At 65.4% G+C, this 26863-nt stretch carries 31 protein-coding genes; 17 read left to right on the plus strand and 14 right to left on the minus strand.

Features of this window, described 5'->3' with window-relative positions:
- The first annotated feature begins 219 nt into the window (after window positions 1-219).
- From ACYCUK_RS08210 to ACYCUK_RS08250, 9 genes are all read left to right on the plus strand, one after another.
- Entirely contained in the window at window positions 220-1494 is a 1275-nt protein-coding gene (locus ACYCUK_RS08210; protein ID WP_461594304.1) for an MFS transporter, read from the plus strand.
- 172 nt (window positions 1495-1666) lie between these two features.
- Window positions 1667-1945: an Arm DNA-binding domain-containing protein gene (locus ACYCUK_RS08215; protein ID WP_461594305.1), complete on the plus strand. Its 279-nt coding sequence runs from the start codon at window positions 1667-1669 to the stop codon at window positions 1943-1945.
- A gap of 41 nt (window positions 1946-1986) precedes the next feature.
- Entirely contained in the window at window positions 1987-3384 is a 1398-nt protein-coding gene (locus tag ACYCUK_RS08220) for a TRAP transporter large permease (RefSeq protein WP_461594342.1), read from the plus strand.
- 54 nt (window positions 3385-3438) lie between these two features.
- On the plus strand, window positions 3439-4350 hold the full coding sequence (gene hemF, locus ACYCUK_RS08225; protein ID WP_461594306.1) for an oxygen-dependent coproporphyrinogen oxidase: 912 nt from the start codon (window positions 3439-3441) through the stop codon (window positions 4348-4350).
- Window positions 4347-5000 carry a nicotinate-nucleotide adenylyltransferase gene (nadD, locus tag ACYCUK_RS08230; RefSeq protein ID WP_461594307.1) on the plus strand — a complete coding sequence of 218 codons (654 nt, stop codon included), beginning with the start codon at window positions 4347-4349 and terminating at the stop codon, window positions 4998-5000. Before hemF ends, nadD begins: the two co-directional genes overlap by 4 nt.
- Entirely contained in the window at window positions 4987-5823 is an 837-nt protein-coding gene (gene rsfS, locus ACYCUK_RS08235; protein WP_461594308.1) for a ribosome silencing factor, read from the plus strand. The genes nadD and rsfS overlap by 14 nt, the downstream gene beginning before the upstream one ends.
- A gap of 230 nt (window positions 5824-6053) precedes the next feature.
- Window positions 6054-6524 carry a 23S rRNA (pseudouridine(1915)-N(3))-methyltransferase RlmH gene (rlmH, locus tag ACYCUK_RS08240; protein ID WP_461594309.1) on the plus strand — a complete coding sequence of 157 codons (471 nt, stop codon included), beginning with the start codon at window positions 6054-6056 and terminating at the stop codon, window positions 6522-6524.
- A 28-nt stretch (window positions 6525-6552) separates the two neighbouring features.
- Window positions 6553-6735: a hypothetical protein gene (locus ACYCUK_RS08245; RefSeq protein ID WP_461594310.1), complete on the plus strand. Its 183-nt coding sequence runs from the start codon at window positions 6553-6555 to the stop codon at window positions 6733-6735.
- 54 nt (window positions 6736-6789) lie between these two features.
- On the plus strand, window positions 6790-7044 hold the full coding sequence (locus ACYCUK_RS08250; RefSeq protein ID WP_461594311.1) for a hypothetical protein: 255 nt from the start codon (window positions 6790-6792) through the stop codon (window positions 7042-7044).
- Between the two features lie 141 nt (window positions 7045-7185).
- On the opposite strand, the gene ACYCUK_RS08255 is transcribed toward ACYCUK_RS08250, so the two are convergent.
- Together ACYCUK_RS08255 and ACYCUK_RS08260 are read right to left on the minus strand one after the other, a co-directional pair.
- Window positions 7186-7692 carry a PGDYG domain-containing protein gene (locus tag ACYCUK_RS08255; protein WP_461594312.1) on the minus strand — a complete coding sequence of 169 codons (507 nt, stop codon included), beginning with the start codon at window positions 7690-7692 and terminating at the stop codon, window positions 7186-7188.
- Window positions 7689-9668, minus strand: a complete 1980-nt coding sequence (locus ACYCUK_RS08260; RefSeq protein ID WP_461594313.1) for an ATP-binding cassette domain-containing protein — start codon at window positions 9666-9668, stop codon at window positions 7689-7691. The genes ACYCUK_RS08255 and ACYCUK_RS08260 overlap by 4 nt, the downstream gene beginning before the upstream one ends.
- Window positions 9669-9809: 141 nt before the next feature.
- Here ACYCUK_RS08260 and ACYCUK_RS08265 point away from each other — a divergent pair, with 141 nt between their 5' ends.
- Both ACYCUK_RS08265 and rng read left to right on the plus strand, forming a co-directional pair.
- On the plus strand, window positions 9810-10487 hold the full coding sequence (locus ACYCUK_RS08265) for a Maf family protein (protein WP_461594314.1): 678 nt from the start codon (window positions 9810-9812) through the stop codon (window positions 10485-10487).
- A gap of 11 nt (window positions 10488-10498) precedes the next feature.
- Complete coding sequence (gene rng, locus ACYCUK_RS08270; RefSeq protein WP_461594343.1) at window positions 10499-11983, plus strand: ribonuclease G; 1485 nt, start codon at window positions 10499-10501, stop codon at window positions 11981-11983.
- A 6-nt stretch (window positions 11984-11989) separates the two neighbouring features.
- Here rng and ACYCUK_RS08275 read toward each other — a convergent pair whose 3' ends face one another.
- The 5 genes from ACYCUK_RS08275 to ftsY all read right to left on the minus strand — a co-directional run bounded on the left by ACYCUK_RS08275 (window position 11990) and on the right by ftsY (window position 16764).
- Window positions 11990-12571: a peroxidase-related enzyme gene (locus tag ACYCUK_RS08275; protein ID WP_461594315.1), complete on the minus strand. Its 582-nt coding sequence runs from the start codon at window positions 12569-12571 to the stop codon at window positions 11990-11992.
- Window positions 12572-12693: 122 nt separating this feature from the next.
- Window positions 12694-13260, minus strand: coding sequence for an SCP2 sterol-binding domain-containing protein (locus tag ACYCUK_RS08280; RefSeq protein WP_461594316.1), 567 nt, complete (start codon window positions 13258-13260; stop codon window positions 12694-12696).
- Between the two features lie 492 nt (window positions 13261-13752).
- Complete coding sequence (gene rpoH, locus ACYCUK_RS08285) at window positions 13753-14682, minus strand: RNA polymerase sigma factor RpoH (protein WP_461594317.1); 930 nt, start codon at window positions 14680-14682, stop codon at window positions 13753-13755.
- A gap of 104 nt (window positions 14683-14786) precedes the next feature.
- Complete coding sequence (locus tag ACYCUK_RS08290) at window positions 14787-15560, minus strand: GNAT family N-acetyltransferase (protein WP_461594318.1); 774 nt, start codon at window positions 15558-15560, stop codon at window positions 14787-14789.
- A gap of 73 nt (window positions 15561-15633) precedes the next feature.
- Window positions 15634-16764 carry a signal recognition particle-docking protein FtsY gene (gene ftsY, locus ACYCUK_RS08295; RefSeq protein ID WP_461594319.1) on the minus strand — a complete coding sequence of 377 codons (1131 nt, stop codon included), beginning with the start codon at window positions 16762-16764 and terminating at the stop codon, window positions 15634-15636.
- Between the two features lie 148 nt (window positions 16765-16912).
- On the opposite strand from ftsY, the gene rsmD reads away from it, so the two are divergent.
- Genes rsmD through ACYCUK_RS08310 form a run of 3 tightly spaced genes read left to right on the plus strand, consistent with a single transcriptional unit; the run spans window position 16913 to window position 18388 of the window.
- Entirely contained in the window at window positions 16913-17551 is a 639-nt protein-coding gene (gene rsmD / locus ACYCUK_RS08300) for a 16S rRNA (guanine(966)-N(2))-methyltransferase RsmD (RefSeq protein ID WP_461594320.1), read from the plus strand.
- Between the two features lie 32 nt (window positions 17552-17583).
- On the plus strand, window positions 17584-18075 hold the full coding sequence (gene coaD, locus ACYCUK_RS08305) for a pantetheine-phosphate adenylyltransferase (RefSeq protein WP_461594321.1): 492 nt from the start codon (window positions 17584-17586) through the stop codon (window positions 18073-18075).
- Between the two features lie 10 nt (window positions 18076-18085).
- A complete protein-coding gene (locus ACYCUK_RS08310) occupies window positions 18086-18388 on the plus strand; it encodes a YfhL family 4Fe-4S dicluster ferredoxin (RefSeq protein WP_461594322.1) in 303 nt (100 codons plus the stop codon).
- A 54-nt stretch (window positions 18389-18442) separates the two neighbouring features.
- Here the strand turns inward: ACYCUK_RS08310 and ACYCUK_RS08315 are convergent, their stop codons facing one another.
- From ACYCUK_RS08315 to ACYCUK_RS08340, 6 genes are all read right to left on the minus strand, one after another.
- Window positions 18443-18859 carry a hypothetical protein gene (locus ACYCUK_RS08315; RefSeq protein ID WP_461594323.1) on the minus strand — a complete coding sequence of 139 codons (417 nt, stop codon included), beginning with the start codon at window positions 18857-18859 and terminating at the stop codon, window positions 18443-18445.
- On the minus strand, window positions 18856-19485 hold the full coding sequence (gene pth / locus ACYCUK_RS08320; RefSeq protein WP_461594324.1) for an aminoacyl-tRNA hydrolase: 630 nt from the start codon (window positions 19483-19485) through the stop codon (window positions 18856-18858). Before pth ends, ACYCUK_RS08315 begins: the two co-directional genes overlap by 4 nt.
- On the minus strand, window positions 19482-20585 hold the full coding sequence (locus ACYCUK_RS08325) for an NAD(P)H-dependent glycerol-3-phosphate dehydrogenase (protein WP_461594325.1): 1104 nt from the start codon (window positions 20583-20585) through the stop codon (window positions 19482-19484). The genes pth and ACYCUK_RS08325 overlap by 4 nt, the downstream gene beginning before the upstream one ends.
- 117 nt (window positions 20586-20702) lie before the next feature.
- Window positions 20703-21203 carry a protein-export chaperone SecB gene (gene secB / locus ACYCUK_RS08330; protein WP_461594326.1) on the minus strand — a complete coding sequence of 167 codons (501 nt, stop codon included), beginning with the start codon at window positions 21201-21203 and terminating at the stop codon, window positions 20703-20705.
- A 115-nt stretch (window positions 21204-21318) separates the two neighbouring features.
- Window positions 21319-21582: a glutaredoxin 3 gene (grxC, locus tag ACYCUK_RS08335; protein ID WP_461594327.1), complete on the minus strand. Its 264-nt coding sequence runs from the start codon at window positions 21580-21582 to the stop codon at window positions 21319-21321.
- Window positions 21583-21748: 166 nt separating this feature from the next.
- Window positions 21749-22156, minus strand: a complete 408-nt coding sequence (locus ACYCUK_RS08340) for a rhodanese-like domain-containing protein (protein WP_112485830.1) — start codon at window positions 22154-22156, stop codon at window positions 21749-21751.
- 228 nt (window positions 22157-22384) lie between these two features.
- Here ACYCUK_RS08340 and gpmA point away from each other — a divergent pair, with 228 nt between their 5' ends.
- Entirely contained in the window at window positions 22385-23095 is a 711-nt protein-coding gene (gene gpmA / locus ACYCUK_RS08345) for a 2,3-diphosphoglycerate-dependent phosphoglycerate mutase (protein WP_461594328.1), read from the plus strand.
- A gap of 132 nt (window positions 23096-23227) precedes the next feature.
- On the plus strand, window positions 23228-24745 hold the full coding sequence (locus tag ACYCUK_RS08350; protein ID WP_461594329.1) for a S41 family peptidase: 1518 nt from the start codon (window positions 23228-23230) through the stop codon (window positions 24743-24745).
- A 135-nt stretch (window positions 24746-24880) separates the two neighbouring features.
- Here ACYCUK_RS08350 and ACYCUK_RS08355 read toward each other — a convergent pair whose 3' ends face one another.
- Entirely contained in the window at window positions 24881-25837 is a 957-nt protein-coding gene (locus tag ACYCUK_RS08355) for a hypothetical protein (protein ID WP_461594330.1), read from the minus strand.
- A 155-nt stretch (window positions 25838-25992) separates the two neighbouring features.
- On the opposite strand from ACYCUK_RS08355, the gene ACYCUK_RS08360 reads away from it, so the two are divergent.
- Window positions 25993-26826: a HesA/MoeB/ThiF family protein gene (locus ACYCUK_RS08360; protein ID WP_461594331.1), complete on the plus strand. Its 834-nt coding sequence runs from the start codon at window positions 25993-25995 to the stop codon at window positions 26824-26826.
- Window positions 26827-26863 lie beyond the last annotated feature (37 nt).

Here is a 26863-nt window from a genome sequence, read left to right on the forward strand (position 1 = left end):
CTGTGATTGGGCACGTGGACTCTCCAGCAAATCAAGCAAAAGCTAATAATGGTAACGTTCGGTTCATGCCATGATAAGTCTGCGGCAAATTTATAAGGACTCAAAGACTTGACATATCAATGAAAAATTCAACGATTTGGTGCGAGGCATATTTAATAGCACATTCTCGCCCATTCCAAGAGCGATTTAACTTAAGTTTCGTGGATAGGAGAAGTAACCATGAATGACGCCTCAACGACGACGCCTAAAGCAGAGGTTGCAGGCCGCGGCCTGTCTAGCTTCTACAGAAATATGACCAATACGGAGCGACGCACATTCTGGGCGTGTGCTGGGGGATGGGGTCTTGATGGTTTGGATTTCATGATCTATCCGCTAATCATTGTCACGATCATGCATCAATGGTCAGTCGGCGCGGGGCCGGCCGGATTTGCAGCAACACTGACGTTACTTGCTTCCGCCGTTGGCGGTTGGGCCGCAGGTTTGCTTTCTGACCGCATCGGACGTGTGAAGACGCTCCAGATCACCATTCTATGGTTTTCACTCTTCAGCTTTCTATGTGCATTTGCACAAAACTTCGATCAACTCATGGTGCTGAGAGCCTTGCTTGGATTTGGATTTGGCGGAGAATGGGCTGCTGGCGCAGTTCTGATGGGAGAAACAATTCGGCCCCAATTCCGCGGTCGGGCCGTGGGTAGTGTCCAATCCGCCTGGGCTATTGGATGGGGTATCGCTGTTATTGCGCAAGCAATCATCTATTCAGCATTGCCAGCAGAAACTGCGTGGCGAGCAATGTTTGCCATCGGAGTTATTCCAGCACTGATGGTTCTATTTATTCGGAGAAACGTGCCTGAACCAGAAATTGCAGTTGCGGCGCGCAAAAAGGCTGTGCGCCCAAGCATTCTTGCCATCTTTGATCCTGCCGTATTACGGACAACGATCCTGGCCTCTCTTCTCTCCGTTGGCGCACAGGGCGGGTATTATGCAGTTATTTTTTGGCTGCCAGCATTTCTTCACGCTGATAAGCATCTCAGCGTCGTCGGCAGCACCCCATACCTTGCCATCCTCATCATCGGCAGCTTTATTGGCTATTTGAGTGGCGCTTGGTTAGCCGACAGGCTTGGCCGTCGCATGTTGTTCCTCCTTTTTTCCCTTGGGGCCATTGCCACCATTCTTGCTTACACGCAGCTTCCAATCCCCAATGAAGTAACTTTTATTTTGGGATTCCCACTGGGCTTTTTTGCGAGTGGGTATTTCTCAGGTATGGGACCGTTCTTAACTGAGCTTTTTCCAACAATTATTCGCGGCTCAGGGCAAGGATTTACATATAATTTTGGCCGTGCCATTGGAGCTCTTTTCCCAGCGCTTATCGGTTATCTAAAATCTTCTATAGGATTTGGGAATGCTATTGCAATTTTCGCTGTTGGCGCCTATGCACTCTTCTTCATTGCCGCATTCGCTCTGCCCGAAACGAAAGACCGCGTGTTGACAGCTTGAATTAGGGGTTTGCTGATCTTCAGGGATTGCAGGCTGTTGAGATGGGACTGGCTCAGTGTGGAAGTGCTATGGCGCTGTTGCGGTCCCCCAATGCACCGGTTGGATGCGGTTGTGCGGGGGTGATTTGGGGGCAATAGCATGGATTCCATCGTCCACTTGCCCCCAGCCCACGATGTCCACGCTCACCGACGCCCAAACGCGCGCGGCCCAGCCCAAAGCCGGCAAACTCACCTGCCTGTTTGATGGTGGTGGGCTCTACCTCGAAATCACCAAGGCCGGTAGCAAAGGCTGGCGCTTCAAGTACCGCTACGGCGGCGTCGAGAAGCGCCTCTCTTTCGGCGCTTATCCACTGTCCACTGATCAGCCTGAAAGAGGCCCGCCAGGCCGGCGACGACGCCAAGCGCCAGCTCATCCAGGGCATCGACCCCAGCGCCGTGCGCCAGGCCAATAGGGCCCGAAGCGCACATCGACGCCACCAGGAGCTTCCAGCACATCGCCACCGAATGGTTCGAGCGCCAGCGCTGCATCTGGGTGGACAGCCACACCCGCGATGTCAAGCATAGGCTGGAGGCTGACCTCGACCCCGACCTCGGACCTCTGGCGATTGACCGGATCACCTCGGTGCAGGTGCTCGACACCCTGCGCCAGATCGAAGCGAGGGGTGCGTTTGATCTGGCAAAGGCCCTCACTCCACATGGACCCAAGCACCAGCCCGCGATCCGACCCGACGAATGTCCCCAACTCCTGCAAGCCATCGACCAGTACGCAGTGGGGGAAATCCTGTTCCGTACCCGCCTGTCGCAAGACATGTTCAAAGGCCTGGCACCCTGGCTCAACCGCCTGCCGGGACGGTTGCTGCACACCAATGTCATCGGCTGCGCCATCTTTGCCGCGGTGTCCGGCTCGTCGGCTGCGACCTGCGCGACCATCGGCAAGATGACCATCCCCGAACTCAAGAAACGCGGCTACCCGGAAGACCAGGTCATCGGCACGCTGGCCGGTGCCGGCACCCTTGGATTGCTGATTCCCCCGTCCATCATCATGACCGTCTACGGCGTCTCGGCCAATGTATCGATCGCGCGGTTGTTCATTGCCGGCATCATTCCTGGCATCCTGCTGGCGCTCCTGTTCATGGGCTATATCGCCATCTGGGCCTTGCGCCATCCAGGGCTGATCCCGGCGGCCGACGCCGATCTCAGCCTGCGCGAAAAGCTCTGGCAATCGCGCCACCTCATTCCAGTCGTGCTGCTGATCGCCGTCGTGCTGGGCTCCATCTACACCGGTGTGGCAACCGCCGCGGAAGCAGCCGCAATCGGCGTCGTCGGCGCCCTGGTGCTATCGGCCATCCAGGGTTCGCTCAACTGGCCCACGTTCCGCGAATCCCTGCTCGGCGCAACACGGCTGTATTGCATGATCGCGCTCATCCTCGTCGGCGCCCAATTCCTCACCCTGGCCATGGGCCATATCGGACTGCCGAACGCCCTCGCACAGCGGATCGACACACTCGGGCTTGGGCAGACCGGGTTGCTCGTCGCCCTGGCATTGTTCTACATCGTGCTGGGCATGTTCCTCGACGGTATTTCCATGGTGGTGCTCACGATCGGCGTGATCCTGCCAACCGTGCAGCATGCCAACATCGACCTCATCTGGTTTGGCATTTTCATCGTGTTGGTGGTCGAGATGGCGCAGATCACCCCGCCGGTCGGATTCAACCTGTTCGTGCTGCAAGGCATGACCGGGCGCGAACTCCCCTGGCTTGCCCGCAAGGCCCTTCCCATGTTCTTTCTGATGATCCCCGCGCTGGCCCTGCTGTACGTTTTCCCCGGTCTCGCGACCTGGCTCCCGCAGAATATGCGAGCCGGCCGCAGCGCGAGCCATCTGGGCGCCTGACGGATATCGTCACGTCTGTTGGACAATTCGACATCCCCCATCGAATTGGCGCCCATGCACACCGAAGTTCGCAACTACCTGCTCGACCTGCAATCCCGCATCCTTCACGCCCTCGAAGCGCTGGATGGCAAGAGCTTTCGGCGCGACGCCTGGACCCGCCCAGCCGGTGGGCCGCTGGAAGGCGATGGGGCGACGAGCCTGATCGAGGACGGCGGGCTGTTCGAGCGTGGTGGCTGCAACTTCTCGCATGTGCGCGGCGCGAGGCTGCCGCCCTCGGCCACGCAGCATCGGCCCGAGCTGGCGGGGGCGCCGTTCGAGGCCATGGGGGTGTCGCTGGTGCTGCACCCGCGCAACCCCTATGTGCCCACCGTCCACATGAATGTGCGCATGCTGGTGGCGCAGCCCGCGGGCAAGCCGGAGGTGGCCTGGTTCGGCGGCGGCATGGACCTGACGCCCTACTACGGCTTCGAGGACGATGCGATGCACTTTCACCAGACCTGCAAGCAGGCGCTGGACGCGCTCGACCCCGGCTATTTCCCGCGCTTCAAAACCTGGTGCGACGACTATTTTTTCCTCAAGCACCGCAATGAGCCACGCGGCGTCGGCGGGGTGTTTTTCGACGACTTTGCCGACGGCGGCTTCGACCGCGGCTTCGCCCTCATGCGTGCGGTGGGCGATGCCTTTCTCGGCGCCTATCTGCCCATCGTCGAGCGTCGCCGCGCCCTGCCTTTTGGTGAGCCCGAGCGCGACTTCCAGGCTTACCGGCGCGGACGCTATGTCGAGTTCAATCTGGTGTGGGACCGCGGCACCCTGTTCGGCCTGCAATCGGGCGGGCGCACCGAGTCCATCCTCATGTCCATGCCGCCCATCGTGAAGTGGCGCTACGACTGGCACCCCGCACCCGGCACACCCGAAGCGCGGCTGTACGAAGTGTTCCTCAAGCCACGCGACTGGGCTGCGGCGTGAGCGACGCCACCATCGCCACCGTGGCAAAGCCGCCGCGCATCGGCCTGCTTGGCGGCAGCTTCGACCCCATCCACACCGCCCACCTGCAACTGGCCCTCAGCGCCCGGCGCGAACTTGCGCTCGACGCCGTGTGGCTCATTCCCGCCGGCCAGCCCTGGCAGCGCGACCCGCTGGCCGCCAGCCAGGCCGACCGCTGGGCCATGCTCGAGCTCGCCATCGCCGGCCACGCCGGGCTGCACGGCTGCGACATCGAACTCAAACGCCAGGGCCCCAGCTACACCATCGACACCCTGCGCGCCTTGCAAACCGCACACCCCGACACCGCCTTCACCTTCATCCTCGGCGCCGACCAGTTGCGCAACCTGACGAGCTGGAACGGCTGGGAAGACATCGCCGCATGCGTCGATCTGGCCGTGGCCCGCCGCCCGGGCCATTCCGACGCCGCTCCGCCCGAGCTGCCGCACGCCCTGGCCCGCGCCGGCCATGTGCTGCACCGACTCGCCATGGACGAAATCGACCTCTCCGCCACCCGCGTGCGCGAATGCGTTGCGCGCGGCGTGCCGCTCGGCGCGCTCATGCCCGCGCCCGTGGCGCGCTATATTGAAGACCACCATCTTTACTCCACACCCACCCCGCATGGACATTCGTAAGCTGCAACGCACCATCGTCGACGCCCTGGAAGACGTCAAGGCGCAAGACATCCAGATCTTCAACACCGAGGCCCTGACCAGCCTGTTCGACCGCGTCATCGTCGCCAGCGGCAGCTCCAACCGGCAGACCCGGGCCCTGGCCGCCAGCGTGCGCGATCAGGTCCGCGCCGCCGGTGGCACCGTGAAAAACCCGGAAGGCGAAGGCAGCGGCGAATGGGTTCTGGTGGACTGCGGCGACGCCGTGGTGCACATCATGCAGCCCGTCATCCGCGCCTATTACAAGCTGGAAGACATTTGGGGTGGCAAGAACGTGCACCTCAAAGCCAAGCAGGACGCAGCGGCTCTTGCCGCCACCAAGGCAGCGCGCAGCGCCAGCCCAGGGGCGGCTCGCAGCGCCAAAGCCAGTTCCGCCACGGCCGCGAAGCGAATAGCCCCCGCCAAAAAACCTGCGGCCAAACGCGCTGGCGCAAACCCCGCACCCACCCGCAACGCGGCAAGCAAGGTGCCCGCCAAGCGCGGCCCCTGGCCCGGCAAGACCAAGGCCGACACCGGCTACACCACGGACGCTGCGTCAGCAGCCAAACCACGCGCCAAGAGCCCGAGCCCGGCCAAGACCGCCGGCAGCTCGGGGGCCAAGCCCCGGGCAACGAGCAAGACGGTTGCCAACACCACCCCCGCGCCGCGCAAGCGTGCTGCGAGTCGTGCCGCCAGCGGCAGCAAAAGCGGCGCGACAATCAGTTCAGCCTCGGCCAGCTCAACGGCGCGCAATGCGAGCAAACCGGCGGTGACGCGCCGCGCCGCCGCAAAAAAAACGCCAAGCTGAAAGCCTGGCCCGCAGCACGACAAGGCTCGGGCCGCTTCACCTGTCTGCCCATGGCCACGCACGGCGCCGCATGACAAACGCATGGCCGCCCCATGTTTTCTCGCCCCATCGAAGGGCCGCAGCCGCAAGGCGGTAGCCTGAGGTCAGCGCCCCCAGCAGTTCGCAAGCGGACTTCCCCACGAGGGGGTCAAGACAACTCGGGAGCGGCCCTTCGTTTCCTTGAGAGCCCCATGAAAATCTGGTTGCTGGCGGTCGGGCAGCGCATGCCGCATTGGGTGGATGAAGCCTATGCGGACTACGCCAAGCGCCTGCCCGCCGAAACCCCGCTGCTGCTCAAGGAGATTCGCGCCGAGGCGCGCAGCTCCAGCCTCAGCGCCGAGGCGGTGATGGAGCGCGAAGCGCGGCGCATCGAGGCCGCGCTGCCGCAAAGCTGCCGCCTCATCGCCCTGGACGAGCATGGCCAGCGCCACACCACGGCCAGCCTGGCCACCGAGCTGCAACGCTGGCGCCAGGAAGGGCGCGACGTCGCCCTGCTCATCGGCGGTGCCGACGGCCTGGCGCCGCGCCTCAAGCAGCGTGCCGACGCCCTGCTGCGCCTGTCCGACCTCACCCTGCCCCACGGCCTGGCCCGCGTGCTGCTGTCCGAGCAAATCTATCGCGCCCACAGCCTGCTGTCCGGGCATCCCTACCACCGGGCTTGACGCCGCTCACCCTCAAGCCAGTGCCGTCATGCACCGCGCCACGGCCGCCGCTCGGCTGGCCCGCCAGTTGCCCGGCATGTTATGGGCCACGCCCTATTCCGTGCTGGGCCTGCTGCTCGCGCTGCCAGCCTGTGCCCTGGGCATTTCTCCTGTCTGCTGGGATATGCAGGCAAGGAAAATACCGCCTCTCCGTCGGGTAGACTGCCTGTAAGAATCTCCGAACGGGCTGCGCTACAGGGCCCCCACGCAAACATGGACAACTGCAATGATGGCCGGTAGCTGGTTCGCGACCTTAGGCGCGCTGGTTGGCGGGTTCATCGGCTTCCTCATGAGACCATCGGTGCCGCTCATCGGCCAACTCCCCTTCAGGGACGTGGTATCGAGGGGCGCCGACCTGCAAGGCCTGGATGCGGTACTTCTTCGGAATGTGGCCCAGCAGTCATTCAACGATGTTTTGGCCGGTGCGATTGTCGGCGCTGTGGGCGGCTACGTTTTGTACCTGCTCAGCAAAAAGAACTGAATCGGGCTCATCATCGGACCGTGCGCGTCGCTGCATCTCGGGCACGACGATGTTCTGGAGATCTCACGAAATCGTTCGTTCGCTTCGGCAGTCGTGAAGAGACGGACGGAGCCTCCGGGGGAACCCCATGTTCGGACGGTGTCAGCCGCGTGGCGGGGCGCCATCGCCGATCTTGAACACGGATGGATCGACACGTCGATACACCCGCTCGAACCGCGCCCCTTCCACCACCCCATAATCCCCCGGCGCGTATTGCAGCAGCCAGTCGCCCGCTTTGCCGTGCAGCAGGTCGCCGCCGGCGCTGCGGGCGATGCGGAATGGGGCTGGCATTTGCCGGGCCAGCACGGGCAGGGGTTTGTTGATGTAGAGGCTGTCTTGCCCATCTAGCGTCGGGGCGACGGCCTGGTAGCGAGCGTCGAAGCGATCGCGGGACACGCTCCAGCGATCGCCGGTGGAGCCGGTGATGAGGGCGTCGCCTGTGGCGTAGCGGTTGGGGCCTTCGCGGCTGATGAGTTCGCCCGGCGCGGTGGCGAATTGCACCTGCACGGCCTCGTGCTTGACGTATTGCGCGGCTTGCGGGTCGGTGCGCAGGTCGATGTTGTCGAGGGGTTGGGAGGCTTGCATCGCCGAGGGCGTGGGTTGGGTCATGGGGCTTCCAGGGCTTCCCAGCGTTCGAGGGCCTGGAGCAGCTCGTCCTCGATCTGGGCGAAGCGTTGCTGCATCGCGCTCAGCCGCTCCGGTGCGGACTTGTAGGTTTCCGGGTCGGCCAATTGCTCGGACAGTGCTTTTTGCTCGACCTCCAGCGCGGCGATGCGGCCGGGCAGTTCCTGCAGTTCGCGCTGGTCCTTGTAGCTGAGCTTGCGCCGTGGCGTGGCCCCCGCGCCCGCATGCGCTGGCTGGCCCCCGAGAGCGCTGCCCCCGCCTTGGGATGATGCAGCAGCGGCGGTGGTGGGCTTGGGCTGCGCGGGCCCCGCGGCGCTGCTGCGCTCTGCACGGTCTGCCCGTTTCGCCGCAGCCGGAGTGCCGGCCTGCTGCAGGCTGCGGGCGCGCTGCGATTGCGTCAGCCAATCGCTCACGCCGCCTTCGTATTCGCGCCAGCGACCGGGGTGGCCGGGGGCGGATTCGGCGACGATGGTGCTGGTGACGACGTTGTCGAGAAAGCGGCGGTCGTGGCTGACGAGGAACACGGTGCCGTCGAACTCCTGCAGCAGTTGTTCCAGCAACTCCAGCGTGTCGATGTCGAGGTCGTTGGTGGGCTCGTCCAGCACCAGCACGTTGGCGGGGCGGGCGAACAGGCGCGCGAGCAACAGGCGGTTGCGCTCGCCGCCCGACAGCGACTTCACCGGTGAATTGGCCCGCGCCGGGGCGAACAGGAAGTCGCCCAGATAGCTCATCACATGTTTGCGGGAGCCGCCGATTTCAATCCACTCGCTCCCCGGGCTGATGGTGTCGGCCAGCGTGGCTTCGGGGTCGAGCGCGGTGCGCATCTGGTCGAAGTAGGCCACGGTGAGGCGCGTACCCTGGCGCACGCTGCCACTGTCGGGCGCCAGTTCGCCGAGGATCAATTTCAGCAGCGTGGTCTTGCCGGCGCCGTTGGGGCCGATGATGCCGACCTTGTCGCCGCGCAGGATGGTGGCGGAAAAATCCTGCACCACGATGCGCTCGCCAAAGCGCTTGCCCACCGCCTCCAGCGCGGCGACGATGCGCCCGCTGGATTGGCCCCCGTCCACCTCCAGCTTCACGCGCCCCAGGGTTTCGCGCCGCGCCTGGCGCTGCGCGCGCAAGGCTTCCAGGCGGTTGATGCGGCTGACGCTGCGGGTGCGCCGCGCCTCCACGCCCTTGCGGATCCACACCTCTTCCTGCGCCAGCAACTTGTCGGCACGGGCCGCGGACACGGCCTCGTCGGCCAGCTCCTGCGCCTTGCGCGCCTCGTAGGCGCTGAAGTTGCCGGGATAGCTGCGCAACTGGCCGCGGTCGAGTTCGACGATGCGGGTGGCGACGTTGTCGAGAAAGCTGCGGTCGTGGGTGACGAGCACGACGCTGCCGCGAAAGCCGATGAGCAGGCCTTCGAGCCAGGTGATGGCGTCGAGGTCGAGATGGTTGGTGGGCTCGTCGAGCAGCAGCACGTCGGGCGCGGCCACCAGCGCCTGCGCCAGCGCCACGCGCTTTTGCATGCCGCCGGACAGGCTGCCGATGCGCGCCTCGGCCTGCAGTTCCAGGCGCTGCAGGGTCTGGTCCACGCGCTGCTCCCAGGTCCAGCCGTCGAGCAGTTCGATGCGCGTCTGGATCGCGTCCAGGTCATCGTCCGGCGAGTGCGCCTCGTAGCGCGCCCGCAGGTCGCGCGCTTCGGCCACGCCATGGGCCACGGTGTCGAACACCGTGGCCTCGGCCGGAAACGCTGCTTCTTGCGGCACATACACCTGACGCAAACCCTGCTGCACCTGCACCAGGCCGCCATCGGGCTGCTCCAGGCCGGCGATGATTTTCAGCAGCGACGATTTGCCGGTGCCGTTGCGGCCGATGAGGCCGACACGCTCGCCCGCCTCCAGTGCCATGGCGGCGTGGTCGAGCAGGGGAACGTGGCCGAAAGCCAGGCTGAGGTCGGAGATGGAGAGAACGGCCATGGGGAGCGATGAAGGCCGGCGGAATGCCGGCGCGCGGGCATTGTGCCACCGGGCTGCGCGGCGCTGCTCGCGGTGGCCATGCCCGGTATGATCGGCCGTCCCCCAACCCATGGCTCGCCAGTGCCGCAGACGCACTCCGCAATGCACGCTCCCATGCACGCCAAGCCCTTCGTCTACCTCGCCTCCGCCAGCCCCAGACGGCAGGAATTGCTGCGCCAGATCGGGGTGGACTTCGTGCTGCTGGCCCCCGACGCCAAGGAGGATGCCGAGACGCTGGAACGGGTGCGGCCAGGCGAGTCGGCCCGCGCCTATGTGACGCGCGTCACGCGGCTCAAGCTGCAGGCCGCGGCCGCGCGCCTGGCGCATCGCGGCCTGCAGCCAGCACCCATTCTGTGTGCCGACACCACCGTGGCGCTGGGCCGGCGAATCGTCGGCAAACCGTCCGATGCCGCCGAGGCCGCGGCCATGCTCAGGCTGCTGGCCGGCCACACCCACCGCGTGCTGACGGCCGTGGCGCTGCAATGGGCCGATGCCTCAGGCCCGCAGACCTCAGGCCCGCACAAGGCTGCATCGCACACATCAGGCTCACACCGACGCGAAGCGCTGAGCACCAGCCGGGTGCAATTCGCAGCGCTGTCCGACGCGCAGCTCGCGGCCTATGTGGCCAGCGGCGAGCCCTTCGGCAAGGCTGGCGCCTACGGCGTGCAGGGCCGGGCGGCGGCGTTCATTCAACACATCGGCGGCAGCTACTCGGGCATCATGGGGCTGCCGCTGTTCGAAACCACCCAATTGCTGCGACAAGCTGGAATCCCCGTATGAACAACCCCGGTTTGCAGGAAGACTTGCTGATCAACATCACGCCGCAGGAAACCCGTGTTGCGCTCATCGCCCACGCGGCGGTGCAAGAGCTTCACATCGAGCGCACGCTGGAGCGCGGCCTGGCCGGCAATGTCTATCTGGGCCGCGTGGTGCGGGTGCTGCCAGGCATGCAGTCGGCCTTCATCGACATCGGCCTGGAACGCGCCGCTTTCCTGCATGTGGCCGACCTGTGGCAGCGCATGCTGGGCAGCAACGGCGAGGGGCGGCAGAACGCGCCGCCGGTTCCCATCGAGAAACTGGTGTTCGAAGGCCAGTCGCTGCTGGTGCAGGTGATCAAGGACCCGATCGGCGCCAAGGGCGCGAGACTGTCCTCGCAGATCAGCCTGGCCGGGCGGCTGCTGGTGCATTTGCCGCAGGACGAGCATATTGGCATTTCGCAAAAAATCGAGGACCCCGCGCTGCGCGACGCGCTGCGTCAGCGCCTGACCACGCAGGCCCAGGCGCACGACCCCAACGCCAGCCTGGGCTTCATCGTGCGCACCAACGCCGAGGATGCGAGCGACGCCGAGCTGCTCGACGACATCAGCTATCTGCGCAAGACCTGGAGCACGATCGACGCCCGCATGCGTCAGGCGCAATCCCCCGCCCTGCTCTACCAGGAACTGAGCCTGGCGCAGCGCGTGCTGCGCGACCTCGTCACCGACGCCACGCGCAGCATTCAAATCGACTCGCGCGAGAACTTCGAGCGCCTGCAGGCTTTCGCCGCGGAGTACATGCCGCGTGTGGCCGGCCTGCTGCAGCTCTACCGCGGCGAGCGCCCGCTGTTCGAGCTGTACAACGTTGACGCCGAAATCGAAAAAGCCCTGGGTCGGCGCGTGGACCTCAAATCCGGCGGCTATCTCATCATCGACCAGACCGAGGCCATGACCACGGTGGACGTGAACACCGGCGGCTTCGTCGGCGCACGCAACTTCGACGACACTATTTTCAAGACCAATCTGGAAGCCGCGCAGGCCATCGCCCGGCAACTGCGCCTGCGCAATCTGGGCGGCATCATCCTGCTCGACTTCATCGACATGGGCAGCGCCCAGCACCGCGCCGCCGTGCTCGACGAGTTGAAAAAATCGCTGGCGCGCGACCGCGTGAAGGTGTCGGTCAACGGCTTCTCGCAACTCGGCCTGGTGGAAATGACGCGCAAGCGCACCCGCGAATCCCTCGCCCACCAGCTATGCGAACCCTGCCCCGTCTGCGCCGGCCAGGGCCAGGTGAAAACCGCACGCACCGCCTGCTACGACATCCTGCGCGAAATCCTGCGCGAGGCCAAGCAGTTCAGCCCGCGCGAATTCCGCATCGTCGCCTCCAACGCCGTGGTCGATCTCTTCCTCGAAGAGGAAAGCGCCCACCTCGCCGAACTGTCCGACTTCATCGGCAAACCCATCGCCCTGCAAGTCGAACCCGGCTACGTCCAGCACCAGTTCGACATCGTGCTGCTGTAGGGCCCATCAAGGGGTTCGGGGCACCCGCCCCAGCATGTAGAACTCGGCGTTGGGCATCATGCCGGTGAGTCCGGCCATGCGGTTGGAAAGTGCGAAGAAGGCTGCGATGGCGCCGATGTCCCAGATGTCTTCCTGGCTGAAGCCTGCGGCATAGAGAGCCTCGTCATCGGCTGCGTCCACCGTGTTGGCCTGCTGCGCCACCTTCAGGGCGAACGCCAGCATCGCGCGCTGGCGCGCAGTGAGCGGAGCCCGGGTCCAGTCGGTCGCGAGTTGGTCGGCAAGCAGCGGCGCTTTCTCGTGGATGCGCAAAATCGCACCATGGGCGACGACGCAATACAGGCAGTGGTTGGCGGCGCTGGTGGCGACGACGATCATCTCGCGTTCACCCTTGCTCAGACCCGAGGGCTTGAGCATCAAGGCGTCGTGATAAGCGAAAAAAGCGCGAAATTCATCGGGCCGATGCGCCAGGGCGAGAAACACGCTGGGCACGAAGCCGCTGCGCTCCTGCACGGCGAGAATGCGCTGGCGGATATCGTCCGGCAGGTCGGCGAGTTCGGGGACGGGGAAACGGCTGATGCGCTCGGTCATGACGGGACTCAGGTCTGAGGAAATCTTGATTGAAGCCCTTGCGCCGGCTGAACGCAAGGGCTCTGCAGACGCGAAAAGCCCGCACGAAGCGGGCTTTTCGGTGCCTGAAATCAGACCGCCGCTTATTGCGCCAAGCTGGTCTGCGTGGCTCCGGCCGGACAGGTTGCCGCGTCGCCAGCGACCTTGCCGACATTGAGCAGGAAGCTCTCGAACGGTTTGATCGCACGCATGGCCACCAACTTCGGGCCCTGGAACTCGAGCTTGCCGCTCATCATGGCCCACATGGGCCCCGGGTCGCCTTTGCCCATGGCTTCCCAGTTCCTGGTGCTGGCGTGCATCAAAAAGTCCACGTCGAAGTTGGCCGGTGTGTTGGGGACGCCGCCGTAGGTGCAAAAGGCCTTGCCATCCTTCGGCACGATCTTGAGTTCCACCATCGAGCCCTTGCCGCAATCGGTCCGGTACAACTCCACCACCTTGTAGCCACGGCCCTTGTCATCGTGCAGCCATTCGCCGGCCAGGCCCTCGGCGAGTTGGGCGGTCTGGTTCCAGGCCTGGCAGAAATTGGCCGTCCATTGCGGTGACATGAGCACGGGGGCGGCAGCCTGGGCTGCCACGGCGGCGGTCGTGAACAGGGTGGCCAGGGCCAAGCGCACCAGGGTTTGACGGTGGTTTGCAGCAATGCGATGCATGGGTGTTGTCTCCTCGGTTGTGAAACGGGCGCAATGGCCCGGGCAAAAAGGGGATGCAGGCAGACGGCTTGATTCAGCCCAAGGCCGAATCAGCCTGAATGGAAGGTTCAGCCCTGCGCTGAAAATCGGTGGCTTTTTTCATCGGTGAACAAGCCAACGCTCATCACCGCAATGACCGCCGCATTGATGAAAAACGGCGGGTCGATTTCCACTCCCATGCTGACTCCTCCAGGTTATCCATTTAGTTCCGGGAGTATGCAGTTGTCAGCGCATCTTGCCACTGGGGACTTTCCAGAATAAGCGCGGGATGGATGACCGTGAAACCACGGCTGTTGACGCCATGACCCCTCTTGGGCGCACGGCTGGTCACGCCCTGCAGAGGGCAAGGCATGACGCCTGCGGCAGGACCACGCCGCAGGGCGCTGGCGGCGGGCGACAACCAAGCCCAGGCCGGGCGCACCAACCCGGGGGTATCGCCCCGGGAGTCTTGCGTCAGGCGTATTGCGCCAGGGTTTGGCGCATTTTTTTCATGGCCTGAACTTCGATCTGGCGAATGCGCTCGGCCGACACGCTGAACTCGGCGGCCAGGTCGTGCAGGGTCTTGCCGCCGGTGCCATCGTCGTTCACCGCCAGCCAGCGTTGCTCGACGATGCGGCGGCTGCGTGCATCCAGGGTTTCCAGAGCCTGCTCCAGACCTTGCACCTGCAGGCGCTCGCGGCTGCGAGCTTCCAGCACGGCATCGGGTTCGTGGCTGCGGTCCGAGAGGTAGGCGCCGGGGCCGAATGACTCTTCGCCATCGTCACCCACGGGCTGCAGTGAGACTTCGCTGCCGCCCATGCGTTGCTCCATCTCGATGACGTCGGAGCGCTTGACCTGCAAGGTCTTCGCCACCGCATCGATCTCGGCGTCGTGAAAGCTCTCGAAGCCCTGCTTCATCGAGCGCAGGTTGAAGAACAGCTTGCGCTGCGCCTTGGTGGTGGCCACCTTGACCAAGCGCCAGTTGCGCAGGATGTATTCGTGGATTTCCGCCTTGATCCAGTGCAGCGCGTAGCTGACCAGACGCACGCCTTGCGACGGGTCGAAGCGGCGAACCGCTTTCATCAGGCCAATATTGCCTTCCTGGATCAGGTCGGCATGCGGCAGGCCGTAACCGAGATAGTGGCGGGCGACCGAGACCACCACACGCAGGTGCGACATCACCAGTTTCCCGGCGGCGTCGCGGTCTTCGCGCTCACGCCAGGCCAGCGCCAGCGAGCGCTCTTCTTCAAGGCTCAGCATGGGCATGCGGTTGGCGGCGGCGATGTAGGACTCCAGATTGCCCAAGCTGGGCACCTGGGCGGGAAATCCGACGGCGAAAGAAGCCCCCGCCACAGATGCTGTCCCCAGTGTGGGTTGCAGGGCAAGGGCATTGGTGCGGGCCATATGCATACTCCTCTGTCTATTCAGGATTTGAATTTTAGCACTCAGGCCATCAGAGTGCTAAGCGCCTGCCGGAGTTCCGCATCAGGCCCCGCACTGGGCCATCATCAAACCTGCGCGGCTGCAGGATGGGACGACGCGAGCGCCGGCTGGGTGAGCGTGCCCAGGGCCTGGCGCTGCCGGCCTTGGGCATCGAAATTGGCGGCATCCAGCCATTGGACATAAGCCCGCCGCAGGGCTGGCCATTCGCGGTCGAGCATGGCGTACCAGGCGGTATCGCGGTTGCGCCCTTTGACCACCGCCGCTTGGCGGAACAAACCCTCGAAGCTGAAGCCCAGGCGCGGCGCCGCCCGGCGCGAGGGGGCATTGAGGGCATTGCACTTCCACTCCACGCGCCGGTATCCCAGCGCAAAAGCGTGGTCGAGCATGAGGAACAGCGCCTCGGTGGCGGCCGGGGTGCGCTGCAGGCGCGGCGCGAAGGCCAGATGGCCGATCTCGATGCAGCCGTTGTTCGGGTCGATGCGCAAGTAGGCGGCCACGCCCGAAGCCTGGCCGGTTGCGGCCGCGACGATGGCGAAGAAGAGCGGATCGCGCGAGGCCTGGCTTTCCCGCACCCAGTCGGCGTAAGCCGCGGCGTCGGCAAACGGGCCGTAGGGTAGATAGGTCCACATCCGCCCAGCGCTGTCTTCGGCGTTAGCCGCGTGCAAGGAAACGGCGTGGTCTGCCATGTCCAAGGGCTCCAGCCTTGCGCGCAGGCCGGCAAGCGGCGTGTGTGCGGGCGACGGCGGCGGTTTCCAAGCCGACACCACGGGGCCAAGCGGCAAGTCTGGCGCATCGGCCACGGTGCTGCTGGATGGACTGGTGTGCGGGGCGGTCTGCATGGTCGTGAAGGATGGCTGCGCGCGATTCCGGGAAGAAAAGAGAGAAAAGAGCAGTCGGCGTGAGACAGCCGCCTCAACCCACCAGCGCCTGGGCAAAGGCGCGGGCGTCGAAAGGCTGCAGGTCGTCGAGCGATTCGCCCACGCCGATGAAATAGATGGGCACCGGGCGCTCGCGCGCGATGGCCGCGATCACCCCGCCCTTGGCGCTGCCGTCGAGCTTGGTGAGGATGATGCCGCTCAGTCCCAGGGTCTCGTCGAAGGCGCGGAGTTGCGCCAGCGCGTTCTGGCCGTTGGTGGCGTCGATCACCAGAATGGCTTCGTGCGGCGCGCCCTCCATCGCTTTGGCCGTCACGCGCTTGACCTTCTTCAACTCGTCCATCAGGTGCAGCTGCGTGGGCAGGCGGCCGGCGGTATCGACGATGACCACGTCCATGCCGCGCGCGCGGCCGGCGGTCACGGCGTCGAAAGCCACCGCGGCCGGATCGCCGCCCTGCTGGGCGATGACCTGCACCGCGTTGCGCTCGCCCCAGGCTGCGAGTTGTTCGCGCGCCGCGGCGCGGAAGGTGTCGCCCGCCGCCAGCAGAACCTTGCAGCCGGCCTGCTGCAAATGCCGCGTGAGCTTGCCGATGGTGGTGGTCTTGCCCGCACCGTTCACGCCCACGAGCATGATGACCGTGGGCGTGGTTTTGCCGATGTCGAGCGGCCGCTCCAGTGGCTGAAGCAACTCGGCCAGCACATCGCGCAGCAGCTCCTTGACCTGCAGCGGCGTCTCGGCGCGCGCGGTGCGCACCTTCTTGCGCAACTGTTCCAGCACGAACTGCGTCGCCGGCATGCCGGCGTCAGCCAGGATCAGCGCCGTCTCCAGTTCCTCGTACAGCGCCTCGTCGACGCGACTGCCGCCGAACAGGACGGAAATGCCCGAACCGGTCTTGCGCAAACCCTGGCGCAAACGCGAAAACCAGCCGGACGCAGCCTCGGTGTCGGCGCCGCCTCCCGCTGGACCGATCAACTCCGGGGCAGGCTGGGCCGCGCCCGGGTTCGCCTCCTCGTCGCGCCTGACGGCGCCCTGCTCCGCCCTGCTTGCGGACAAGGGGCCTTCGACCACGGCAACGGGCGCTGCAGCTGGCGCGGCCAGCTGCGCTTCCTGCGGATGGGCCTGGGCGGATTCGGGCGCTGCGGGCTTGCGTTTGAAAAAACGGAACATGGGCGAAGAAGGTTCGGTGGTGGCATGCAGTGGCCGCATGCGGGCGCATGCGGCGGGCCTTATTGTCGCCTGCCACCGTCAGCCCGTGCCAACCCCGAGCGCACGCGGCTATGCTCCCCGGCGCCAACCTTTGTTCGGACGCACCGCCATGCCCGGAAAACCTTCATCTGCACCCAAACCCCGCAGCCCGCAGCCCAACCATGGGCCGGGTGAGGTTCGCATCATTGGCGGCCGCCTCAAGCGCAGCAAGCTGGTGGTCGCCCATCACCCCGGGCTGCGCCCCACGCCCGACCGCGTGCGCGAAACCCTGTTCAATTGGCTGGGCCAGGATCTCGCCGGGCTGCGTTGCCTCGATCTGTTCGCCGGCAGCGGCGCGCTGGGCCTGGAGGCGGCGTCGCGCGGCGCGGCCTGGGTCGATCTGGTCGAGCGTGATGCCCGGCTCGCCAAGGCCTTGACCGAGGCCTGCACCCGGCTCGGCGTGGCCGCGGCTCGCGTCCATGCACAAGACGCGCTGCAGTTCGCCGCGCGCTGCGCCAGGGGCAGCTATGACATCGTGTTCATCGACCCGCCGTTCGCACTGGCCGATAGCGGCCTGCACGCCGCCGCGCTGGCTGCTGCTTCGCGTCTGCTGCCCGCTGGCGGCATGGCCTACATCGAGGCGCCTGATGCGCGCCAGCTGGCCGCCTGGACCGACGGCGGCGCCTGGAGCGTGTACCGCCGGGACCGCGCCGGTCAGGTGCATTACGCCGTGCTGCAGCGCAAGGCCGAAGCCGGCGCCGCGGAATAAACTGCCGCCGTGCACCAACCCTGGAGTTCACCATGCTGACGGCCGTCTACCCCGGCACTTTCGACCCCTTCACCCGTGGGCATGAAGACCTGGTGCGTCGCGCCAGCAAACTCTGCGACCGGCTGATCGTCGCCGTGGCTGGCGGACACCACAAGAACCCGCTCTTCAGCCTGGACGAACGCCTGGACTTGGCGCGCACCATCCTCACGCCCTACAAGAACGTGGAGATCGAGGGCTTCTCCGGCCTGCTGCGCAATTTCGTGCTGGAGCGTGAAGCCGAGGTGGTGATACGCGGCCTGCGCGCGGTCAGCGACTTCGAGTACGAGTTCCAGATGGCGGGCATGAACCGCCAACTCATGCCCGACGTGGAAACCATCTTCATGACCCCCGCCGATCAGTACCAGTTCGTATCCGGGACGTTCGTGCGGGAAATTGCCGTGCTCGGTGGCGACGTGAGCAAATTTGTGGTCCCCTTGGTGACCGAGCGCCTGGCCGTGAAGCTGGCCGGGCGTTTGCCGAACTGAGGTCTCTGCCATGGCTTTGTGGATCACCGACGAGTGCATCAACTGCGATGTCTGCGAGCCCGAGTGCCCGAATCAGGCCATTTCGATGGGCCTGGACATCTACGAAATCAACCCCGACCGCTGCACCGAATGCGTCGGGCATTTCGACACCCCGCAATGCGTGCAAGTGTGCCCGGTCGATTGCATCCCCGTTCGCCCCGACCGCGTGGAAAGCCGCGGCGTGCTGATGGCGAGGTACCGCAGCCTGGCGGGGCTGGAGCCGCCGCGAACCGTGGCGGCCGAAGCAGGCGTCTCAAGCCCGCAGACCGACTGACCCGAACTTGCGGCCAAGGCAGCGCAAGCTGCTTTCAGCTGCCGATTTGAAGCCTCAGGACGCGGGAATGCCGCTCACCGCCTTGCGCGTGTCGTGTTTGCGCGCCGCCTTGCGAGCACGCTCCTGCCGGAGCCAGGCACGCTGCTGGGCAAGCGCGTGTTTGCGAGCCTGCAGGGCTTCCTGCTTCAAGGCCTTGCGCCGCGCCGCTTCACGTTCGGCGTTTTCGCGGTGGAGTTGGTCGGCAAGGCGCTGGTCGCGCGCGGTCTGGGCGCGTGCCTGCTCGACTTGGGCGGGCTCGCGCGGGTCGGCCACATCGACTGGCTTGCCCTGGGGACACGGGGCATGGGAATAGGTGCTGCCGCAGCGATACACCGACTGCGCGAAGGCCGCGCCACCCTGCTGCAGCATCCAGGCAAAGAGCAGGAGCAACAGCGCCATACGAGCCAGGTGAAAACCGGTGATGATCATCATGACAACTCCTTGTTTGCGCCCTTCGGTGGCACTGGACTCGGCCCAGGCGGTGGCGTATTGCCGCGATGCAGGTGCATCATCGCCGCCTCGAATTCGCCGCGCAAAAGCCGCGGCAGTTCGTCCAGGCCGCGCTGCAGGGTCTGTTCGATGCGATCGAGCTCGCTGCGCGGCGGCCGGCCCAGGACGAAGCCGATGACCTCGGAGCGGTCGCCCGGATGGCCAATGCCGATGCGCAAGCGCCAGAACTGCGGCGTGCCGAGCTGCGCGGCGATGTCGCGCAAGCCGTTGTGCCCGGCATGGCCGCCAGCCAGCTTGAGCTTGATCTGCCCCGGCGGCAAGTCGAGTTCGTCGTGCGCCACCAGAATGTCCTCGGGCGGAATTTTGTAGAACCGCGCCATGGCGGCAACGGCCTGGCCCGAGCGGTTCATATAGGTGGTCGGCTCCAGCAGCCAGACGTCGCCTTTCGGGCCGCGCAGGCGGGCGATGTCGCCGAAAAAACCGCGCTCCGCCCGCAGGCTCAGGCCCTCGCGCTGCACGATCTGATCGAGCCACCAGAAGCCGGCGTTGTGACGCTGTTGCGCATGTTCCGGCCCGGGGTTGCCAAGGCCAACGATGAGCCGGATCACGCCTGCGCTCCGGGCTTGGTCGGCATCTCGACCGTGGGCGCAGACGTGGCCCCAGCCTCGGGCTGCGGCTCGCGCGCCAGCAGGGTGCGCAGCGCATCCTTCGCGCTGCAGCGCCCGCCGAGCAAATCGGCCACGGCCGCGGTGATGGGCATGGCCACACCTCGGCTGTGTGCCAGCTCCAGCACGGTTTGCGCGGTGGGCACGCCTTCGGCGACATGCCCGAGTTCGGCCACGATTCTGTCCAGCGTCTTGCCCGCCGCCAATTGCAGTCCGACACGACGGTTGCGCGACAACTCCCCGGTGCAGGTGAGCACCAGGTCACCCAGGCCGCTCAGGCCCATGAAGGTTTCCATATGCGCTCCCAGGGCCAGACCCAGGCGGGACATTTCTGCCAGGCCACGGGTGATGAGCGCGGCGCGGGCGTTGTGCCCCTGGCCCAGGCCGTCGCTCACGCCGCAGGCGATGGCCAGCACGTTCTTCACCGCCCCACCCACTTCCACGCCGATCAAGTCGCCGCTGGCGTAAATGCGCATGCCACCACCATGCAGGGCCTGCACGGCATGGTGCATGAGACCGGCATCGGCGCTGGCAACGGTAAGCGCCACCGGCAGGCCGCGCGCCACTTCCTGGGCGAAGCTCGGGCCGGAGAGCACGCCAATGGCCGGCCGGCCCGCCCAGCCTGCGAACACCTGCTCCAGCACCGCATGGGGCAGCAGGCCGCTGCCCCGCTCGAAGCCCTTGGCCAGGATCAACACCTGTTCGACGCTGCCCGCAACCGGATGCACGGCTGCGGCGTTTGCCTGCGCATGCTCGCGCATGGCCTGCGCCACGCTGCGCAAACCGGCCACCGGCGTGGCCAGCACCAACAGCCCTGAGCCTCCTGGAGCGCCGGCATGCGCCAAGGCTGCCCCCAGGTCGGACGTGAGGCCCAGCGTCTCGGGCAAGGCGATCCCGGGCAGGTAGCGGGTGTTCTCGCCGCGCGTGCGCAAGCCTTGCATCAGCACCGCGTCGCGCCCCCAGAGTTGCACGACATGGCGACTTGCCGCGTGGCAGGCCAGGGCTGTGCCCCAGGCGCCGGCACCGAGAATGGTGATGTTCATACGCATGCAGGACGGGCCGGGACCGGGCGGGTCAGCGAGCCCCGGGAAACGCTGGGCCGATCATGGCAGACACCGTGGCAGCAACGCCTGCCAGGCGGTTCGAAAAGGCGACGAGACTCAGTTCAGCGCCGAGCCGTCGGGCGCGATCAGGCCGCCCGGGGCCTGGCCGGCTTGCTGGGCTTGCTGGCTTTCGTACATCGCCTGGAAGTTGATTTCGGCCAGGTGCACCGGCGGAAAACCGGCGCGGGTGATGGTGTCGGCCAGGTTGGCGCGCAGGTAGGGGTAAACCGTTTGCGGGCAGGCGATGCCCAGCAACAAGTCGGCGTGTTCCTGCGGGATGTTGCGCATCTCGAAAATACCGGCCTGCTTGCCCTCGACCAGGAACAGGGTCTGGTCGTTGACGCGGGCGGTGATGGTCGCGGTGATGGCCACTTCGAAAATGCCCTCGACCACGGCCTGCGATTCCACGTTCATCTGCACATCCACCGTCGGCTGGGCCTGCTCCAGCAGGATTTTCGGCGCATTGGGCTGCTCCAGCGACAGGTCTTTGAGGTAGCAGCGCTGCAACATGAAGACCGGCGACTGATCGGCAACCGCGTTATTCGAGGGGGTGCTCATGCAAAAAGGCTCCAGAGGGTGGGCCCGCCTCAATGGGCGGATGAAAGCAAGGACGGAAACAGGAATCCGGCATTGTAGGAGCCGCCCGCTCTCGCCTGAGCCGAAGCGAGCCGCATCAGCCCACGGCTTGCAGCAGCGCCGCCAACCCTCCGCGGGTGTCGAGCGCGTACAGGTCGTCGCAGCCGCCCACATGGGTCTGGCCAATGAAGATTTGCGGCACGGTGCGCCGGCCGGTGCTCTCCATCATGTGCAGACGGGCCTGGTGGTCGAGATCGACCCGGATTTCCTCGATATGCTGCACGCCGCGCTTGAGCAACAAGGCTTTGGCGCGAACGCAGTAGGGGCACACCGCGGTGGTGTACATGCGAACCTGAGACATGAAAACTCCAGAAACTTGGCCGAGTCATCCACCGACGAGCCCAGGCCAGGACGCGGCGCAACCCCAACAAACAGGATGGCGTTCGCGATCGACAACAACAACGACAACGATAGGGCAGCGAAGCGTGCCCCGGCCCGCGCTGAAGCAGCCCCGAATCAACGCGAACTCAGCCTTTTTCCACCGGCAAGCCAGCGTCGCGCCAGGCACGCAGGCCGCCAGCAACCGCCGTGGCACGGGTATAGCCCAGCTTGCGCAGGGTGTTGGCAGCGCGACTGGCACGCGTGCCGCTCTGGCACATCAGCAAAACCGGGGTTTCCTTGTTCTTGGGCAGGTCGGACAAGCGCTGTTCGAGCTGGCCAAGCGGCACGTTGCGCGAACCGACGCTGTGGCCGGCCGCATGCTCCTGCGGCTCGCAGACATCGATCAAGACACCTTTCTCGCGGTTGACCAGGCGCACAGCCTCGGCGGCAGTCACGCCACCGCCACCACTGCCCGAAAAGGTGGTCCACAGCAACATGCCGCCGGAAACCAGGGCAATGGCGATGAGTGACAGGTTTTCCATGACGAACTTCAAAATGCCAACTCCCAATCAGATGAAGCCGCAATTTTAGGAACATCAGCCAGAATGAATATTGCTGCGCCCGCAAGCGATTGAATGCGCAGGGTTATTACGGCCCTTGGTGCGGGTCCGTCGCACCCCTGCAGCGACAGGTTGGCACCATGATCGTGTTATCAGGCTCCACTACGATAAGGGTTCGATTCAACTGTTGAACCCACTCCCAAGCGCAATCGACGCCCCACCATGCACAAACTCGTACTGATTCGCCATGGCGAATCCACCTGGAACCAGGAAAACCGCTTCACCGGCTGGGTCGACGTGGACCTGACCGACAAGGGCGTGACCGAAGCCAGGCAAGCCGGCCAGTTGCTCAAAGCGCATGGGCTGGACTTCGACATCACCTACACCTCGGTGCTCAAGCGCGCGGTGCGCACCCTGTGGCTGACGCTGGACGAGATGGATCGCATGTGGCTGCCCACGGTGCATAGCTGGCGGCTCAACGAGCGCCACTACGGTGCGCTGCAGGGCCTGAACAAGGCTGAAACCGCCGTCAAGTACGGCGACGAGCAAGTGCTCATCTGGCGCCGCAGCTACGACGTGCCGCCGCCGCCGATGGACGAGTCGCATCGCCACGAACTGGCGGCCGACCCGCGCTACGGCCGGGTCAATGCCCAAGACCTGCCGCTGACCGAATGCCTGAAAGACACGGTGCGCCGCGTGTTGCCGCTGTGGGAAGAATCGCTGGCACCGGCCATCCGCGCCGGCAAGCGGGTGCTGACGGTGTCGCATGGCAATTCCATGCGCGCCATCATCAAACATCTCGACGGCATTTCCGACACCGACATCGTCGGCCTGAACATCCCCAACGGCGTGCCGCTGGTGTACGAACTGGATGCGGCGCTCAAACCCATGCGCCGCTACTACCTCGACGCCCCAACTGCCGCCGCAGCCTGATCGCTCTCGCGCGGGTTGCTGGAGCCAACGACGCGGCCAGATGGCCGGCAGGCCGGCTCCGCGGCGCACAGGCCCACGCGCCCTGGGGGCGATGCCCCGAATCTATACTGTGCCCTCTTCGAGGAATCACGCATGGCTGGCAAATTCAAAATCGCGGCTTGGGTCACGGCCGGTGTGCTCACCGGCGCCCTGGCAACCCTGCAATTGCAGGCCATGGCGCGCAGCGCCGTGTCGCCGCTGCCGCTGGAAGAACTGCAGCAATTCGCTGCGGTTTACGGCCTGATCAAGGCTGACTTTTTCGAACCTGTCGAGGGCAAGAAACTGGTCGAAAATGCCATCAACGGCATGGTGAACAACCTCGACCCGCATTCGGAATATCTGGACAAGAAGAACTTCAAGGAATTCCGCGAAAGCACCAGTGGCAAGTTCGTCGGCGTGGGCATTGAAATCTCGGCCGAAGACGGGCTGGTGAAAGTGGTCTCCCCGATCGAGGGCTCGCCCGCGGCGCGTGCCGGCATTCAGGCCGGCGACCTCATCACCCGCATCGACGACACCCCGGTGAAGGGCCTGCCGCTGAGCCAGGCGGTCAAGCTCATGCGTGGCAAGCCCGGCACCAAGGTCGTGCTCACCATCCTGCGCAAGAGCGAGAACCGCACCTTCAACGTGACGGTCACGCGCGAGGAAATCCATGTGCAGAGCGTGCGCGGCAAGATCGTCGCTCCCGGCTATGCCTGGGTGCGCATCACCCAGTTCCAGTCCGACACCCTGGCCGACTTCATGAAGAAGGTCGACGAGTTCTACAAGCAGGATCCCAAGCTCAAAGGCATGGTGCTCGACTTGCGCAACGACCCCGGCGGCCTGCTGGAAAGCGCCGTGGGCGTGGCCTCGGTGTTCCTGCCGCCGGATGCCGTCATCGTCTCCACCCGCGGCCAGATTCCCGAAGCCAATGTGAGCTACCGCAACACCCCGAGCGACTACTCCCGCATCCCCGGTGACAACCCCCTGTCCAGCCTGCCGGCCGCGGTCAAAACGCTGCCCCTCGTCGTCTTGGTCAACGGCGGGTCGGCCTCGGCCTCGGAGATCGTCACCGGCGCCTTGAAGGACTACAAGCGAGCGGTGGTGATGGGCACCCAGACCTTCGGCAAGGGCTCGGTGCAGACCGTGCTGCCGCTGGGTCCGGACACGGCGCTCAAGCTCACCACGGCGCGCTACTACACGCCCAACGGCGAGTCCATCCAGGCCAAGGGCATCACGCCCAACTACTTCGTCGATCCGCTGCCCACCGGCGACCCCTACGCCGCGCTGCGCATGCGCGAGGTGGATTACAAGAACCAGATCGGCACGGGCGTCGAATCGGCCGATTCCACCGGCATCAAGGACGAGTTGCGCAAGCAGGAGGAAGCTCGCCGCCTGCTGGAAGCCGAGATCGAGAAAGATCCGAACAAATTCCCGAAATTGCCCGAGTACGGCAGCAAGGATGACTGGCAGCTCGAACAGGCGTTGAACGAACTGCAGGGCAAGCCCGTCGTGACGACCAAGCTTCTGGCCAAGGCTGACGAAAAATCCGCCAAACCCACTCCCACTGCGCCAACTTCGGCCACCGTCCCTGCGTCCAAGCCTGCGAACTCCTTGGTGCCGGCCAAGAAATGAACAGGGCTTCCAGGAGCCGCAGGGCATGACCTGCTGCCCCCAGACGCCAAGGCCCGCACCCGTTGCTGGCCTTGGTCGTTTCAGGGCAGCGCCGAGCCGTTGCGTTTCGCGTGGCCGGCATGCCAGGCGCTGGGATCAGAAATCGTGCTCGACCATCAACCAAGTCGACCATTGCGGCTGCGACTGGCCTTGCTGGATGGCAGCCTGCTCGCCGATGGCCAACAGCCACTGCTGCGTCAGGTGGTAGGCGAATTGCGGCATCACACTGCCTTCGATCCCGCGGTGTCCGTCATCCAGAGTGAGTTGGTTGTCCACCTCGACTTCCAACTGCACGGCATAAGCCGTGCCAAGGGCATGGCCCAGACTGGTGTTGACGAACCAGCCGCTGGTGACTCCTGAGCGCCCCCAGGGTCGGCTCGCCGACCCGCCCCCCGTGGGGGTCAAGGAAATTTGGGGCGGCCCTGCGTTTCCTTGAGAGCGCCCCCAGGGTCGGCTCGCCGACCCGCCCCCCGTGGGGGTCAAGGAAATTTGGGGCGGCCCTGCGTTTCCTTGAGAGCCGATGCGCCGGGTGTAGCCCGCCTCCCCCTGCGTGAACCAGGGATACCAGAGCTGCGCCCACATCACCTGGGCCGTCACCGCATTGCCCTCCCCCGGCAGCACGCTCGGGCGCGGATGGGCCCAGTACTGGCCTTCCACCTCCACAGTCAGCAGGCTGGCGCGCCCTTCGCTCAGATTGCAGGTGTGCAGGGCGGCGAACTTCAAGCCCGCAGCCACGGGACCGAAGGCGCCCTGCCCTTGTTCGAGGGGCTCGTTGGCGGTGTAGGCGGGAAGGTCCAGTTCCATGCCGAGACGCTCGCTGAACTTGCCCTCGAACTCGGGCGAGAGTGTCAGCGAACGCAGCGAGCCGTTGTTGTCGGCCTGGGCGAACCCATAGACCGCGTTTTCCAGCCAGGGCTCCTCGATGCCGATGGCCTTGGTGATGTAGTCGTCCACATCGCAGGGCTGCACCTGCCATGGTTGAGCTTGCGCCTGCATTCCAAACAGCATGCCGGCGAAACCTGTCGTGGCCATGATCCAACGCTTGATTCGCATCTCATTTCTCCAAATACGAATCATTCTTATTGATAGTTGGTGGACGGGCAAGCGAGCCTATGTATCCATGCGTAACGCTGCCCTGCCGGCGCCCATGGATCTGCACGCAAGCCGATGGTGTGCGCAGCGGGCACGCCGCTTATATGCTTGATGCCATGAACGATGCCGAATTGCTGCGCTACTCCCGCCACATCCTGCTCGACGACATCGGCGTCGAAGGTCAGGAGCGCATCGCGGCGAGCCATGCCCTGGTGCTGGGCGCGGGCGGGCTGGGTTCGCCGGTGGCGCTCTACCTGGCCAGCGCCGGGGTGGGCCGCATCACTTTGGTGGACGACGATGTCGTCGACCTCACCAATCTGCAACGCCAGATCGCGCACACCGAGGCGCGCGTGGGTCAGTTGAAGGTCGAGTCGGCGCGTGAGGCCATGCTCCAGATCAACCCTCGGGCACAGGTGGACATGGTGCCGCACCGTGCCGACGCCGCGCTGCTGGGCGCGCTGGTCGCGCAGGCCACGGTGGCCATCGACTGCAGCGACAACTTCGCCACCCGCCATGCGCTCAACGCGGCCTGCGTGCGTCACGACGTGCCGCTGGTGAGCGGTGCGGCCATCCGTTTCGACGGCCAGGTGAGCGTGTTCGACCCGCGTGCGCGCGCTGACGGTGAGCGCGCGCCCTGCTACGCCTGTCTGTTCCCGCCGGATGTGCCGGTGGAGGAAGTGCGCTGCGCCGTGATGGGCGTGTTCGCGCCGCTGGTGGGCATCGTCGGCAGCCTGCAAGCCGCCGAGGCGCTCAAGCTCATGGCCGGCGCCGGCCGCAGCCTGGCGGGCCGCCTGCTGCTGATCGACGCGCTCGACATGGACATCCACACCATCCGCATCGCCCGCAACCCGCAATGCCCGGTGTGCGGCGATGCCGCGCGGGCCCAGGGCTCGACGGCCTCACCCTTGACCACCGCTGGCGGCTGCGACGCCAGCCCGCAGCGCAGCTGAAGCCGCGCCGGCGCCGCCGTGATGGCAACGCCGGGCG

The sequence above is a fragment of the Thiomonas sp. genome, assembly GCF_054608695.1.

Excerpts from the sequence above, each read along its gene's own strand:
- secB (WP_461594326.1), bottom strand. The coding sequence starts at position 21,203 with ATGAGCACCCCCTCGAATAACGCGGTTGCCGATCAGTCGCCGGTCTTC.
- ACYCUK_RS08215 (WP_461594305.1), top strand. The coding sequence starts at position 1,667 with ATGTCCACGCTCACCGACGCCCAAACGCGCGCGGCCCAGCCCAAAGCC.
- rlmH (WP_461594309.1), top strand. The coding sequence starts at position 6,054 with ATGAAAATCTGGTTGCTGGCGGTCGGGCAGCGCATGCCGCATTGGGTG.
- ACYCUK_RS08350 (WP_461594329.1), top strand. The coding sequence starts at position 23,228 with ATGGCTGGCAAATTCAAAATCGCGGCTTGGGTCACGGCCGGTGTGCTC.
- rpoH (WP_461594317.1), bottom strand. The coding sequence starts at position 14,682 with ATGGCCCGCACCAATGCCCTTGCCCTGCAACCCACACTGGGGACAGCA.
- grxC (WP_461594327.1), bottom strand. The coding sequence starts at position 21,582 with ATGTCTCAGGTTCGCATGTACACCACCGCGGTGTGCCCCTACTGCGTT.
- ACYCUK_RS08265 (WP_461594314.1), top strand. The coding sequence starts at position 9,810 with ATGCACGCTCCCATGCACGCCAAGCCCTTCGTCTACCTCGCCTCCGCC.
- ACYCUK_RS08250 (WP_461594311.1), top strand. The coding sequence starts at position 6,790 with ATGATGGCCGGTAGCTGGTTCGCGACCTTAGGCGCGCTGGTTGGCGGG.
- ACYCUK_RS08360 (WP_461594331.1), top strand. The coding sequence starts at position 25,993 with ATGAACGATGCCGAATTGCTGCGCTACTCCCGCCACATCCTGCTCGAC.
- ftsY (WP_461594319.1), bottom strand. The coding sequence starts at position 16,764 with ATGTTCCGTTTTTTCAAACGCAAGCCCGCAGCGCCCGAATCCGCCCAG.
- ACYCUK_RS08280 (WP_461594316.1), bottom strand. The coding sequence starts at position 13,260 with ATGCATCGCATTGCTGCAAACCACCGTCAAACCCTGGTGCGCTTGGCC.
- ACYCUK_RS08245 (WP_461594310.1), top strand. The coding sequence starts at position 6,553 with ATGCACCGCGCCACGGCCGCCGCTCGGCTGGCCCGCCAGTTGCCCGGC.
- ACYCUK_RS08275 (WP_461594315.1), bottom strand. The coding sequence starts at position 12,571 with ATGACCGAGCGCATCAGCCGTTTCCCCGTCCCCGAACTCGCCGACCTG.
- ACYCUK_RS08315 (WP_461594323.1), bottom strand. The coding sequence starts at position 18,859 with ATGATGATCATCACCGGTTTTCACCTGGCTCGTATGGCGCTGTTGCTC.
- hemF (WP_461594306.1), top strand. The coding sequence starts at position 3,439 with ATGCACACCGAAGTTCGCAACTACCTGCTCGACCTGCAATCCCGCATC.
- ACYCUK_RS08260 (WP_461594313.1), bottom strand. The coding sequence starts at position 9,668 with ATGGCCGTTCTCTCCATCTCCGACCTCAGCCTGGCTTTCGGCCACGTT.
- coaD (WP_461594321.1), top strand. The coding sequence starts at position 17,584 with ATGCTGACGGCCGTCTACCCCGGCACTTTCGACCCCTTCACCCGTGGG.
- ACYCUK_RS08325 (WP_461594325.1), bottom strand. The coding sequence starts at position 20,585 with ATGAACATCACCATTCTCGGTGCCGGCGCCTGGGGCACAGCCCTGGCC.
- ACYCUK_RS08355 (WP_461594330.1), bottom strand. The coding sequence starts at position 25,837 with ATGCGAATCAAGCGTTGGATCATGGCCACGACAGGTTTCGCCGGCATG.
- rsmD (WP_461594320.1), top strand. The coding sequence starts at position 16,913 with ATGCCCGGAAAACCTTCATCTGCACCCAAACCCCGCAGCCCGCAGCCC.
- ACYCUK_RS08255 (WP_461594312.1), bottom strand. The coding sequence starts at position 7,692 with ATGACCCAACCCACGCCCTCGGCGATGCAAGCCTCCCAACCCCTCGAC.
- ACYCUK_RS08210 (WP_461594304.1), top strand. The coding sequence starts at position 220 with ATGAATGACGCCTCAACGACGACGCCTAAAGCAGAGGTTGCAGGCCGC.
- gpmA (WP_461594328.1), top strand. The coding sequence starts at position 22,385 with ATGCACAAACTCGTACTGATTCGCCATGGCGAATCCACCTGGAACCAG.
- ACYCUK_RS08310 (WP_461594322.1), top strand. The coding sequence starts at position 18,086 with ATGGCTTTGTGGATCACCGACGAGTGCATCAACTGCGATGTCTGCGAG.
- rsfS (WP_461594308.1), top strand. The coding sequence starts at position 4,987 with ATGGACATTCGTAAGCTGCAACGCACCATCGTCGACGCCCTGGAAGAC.
- ACYCUK_RS08290 (WP_461594318.1), bottom strand. The coding sequence starts at position 15,560 with ATGCAGACCGCCCCGCACACCAGTCCATCCAGCAGCACCGTGGCCGAT.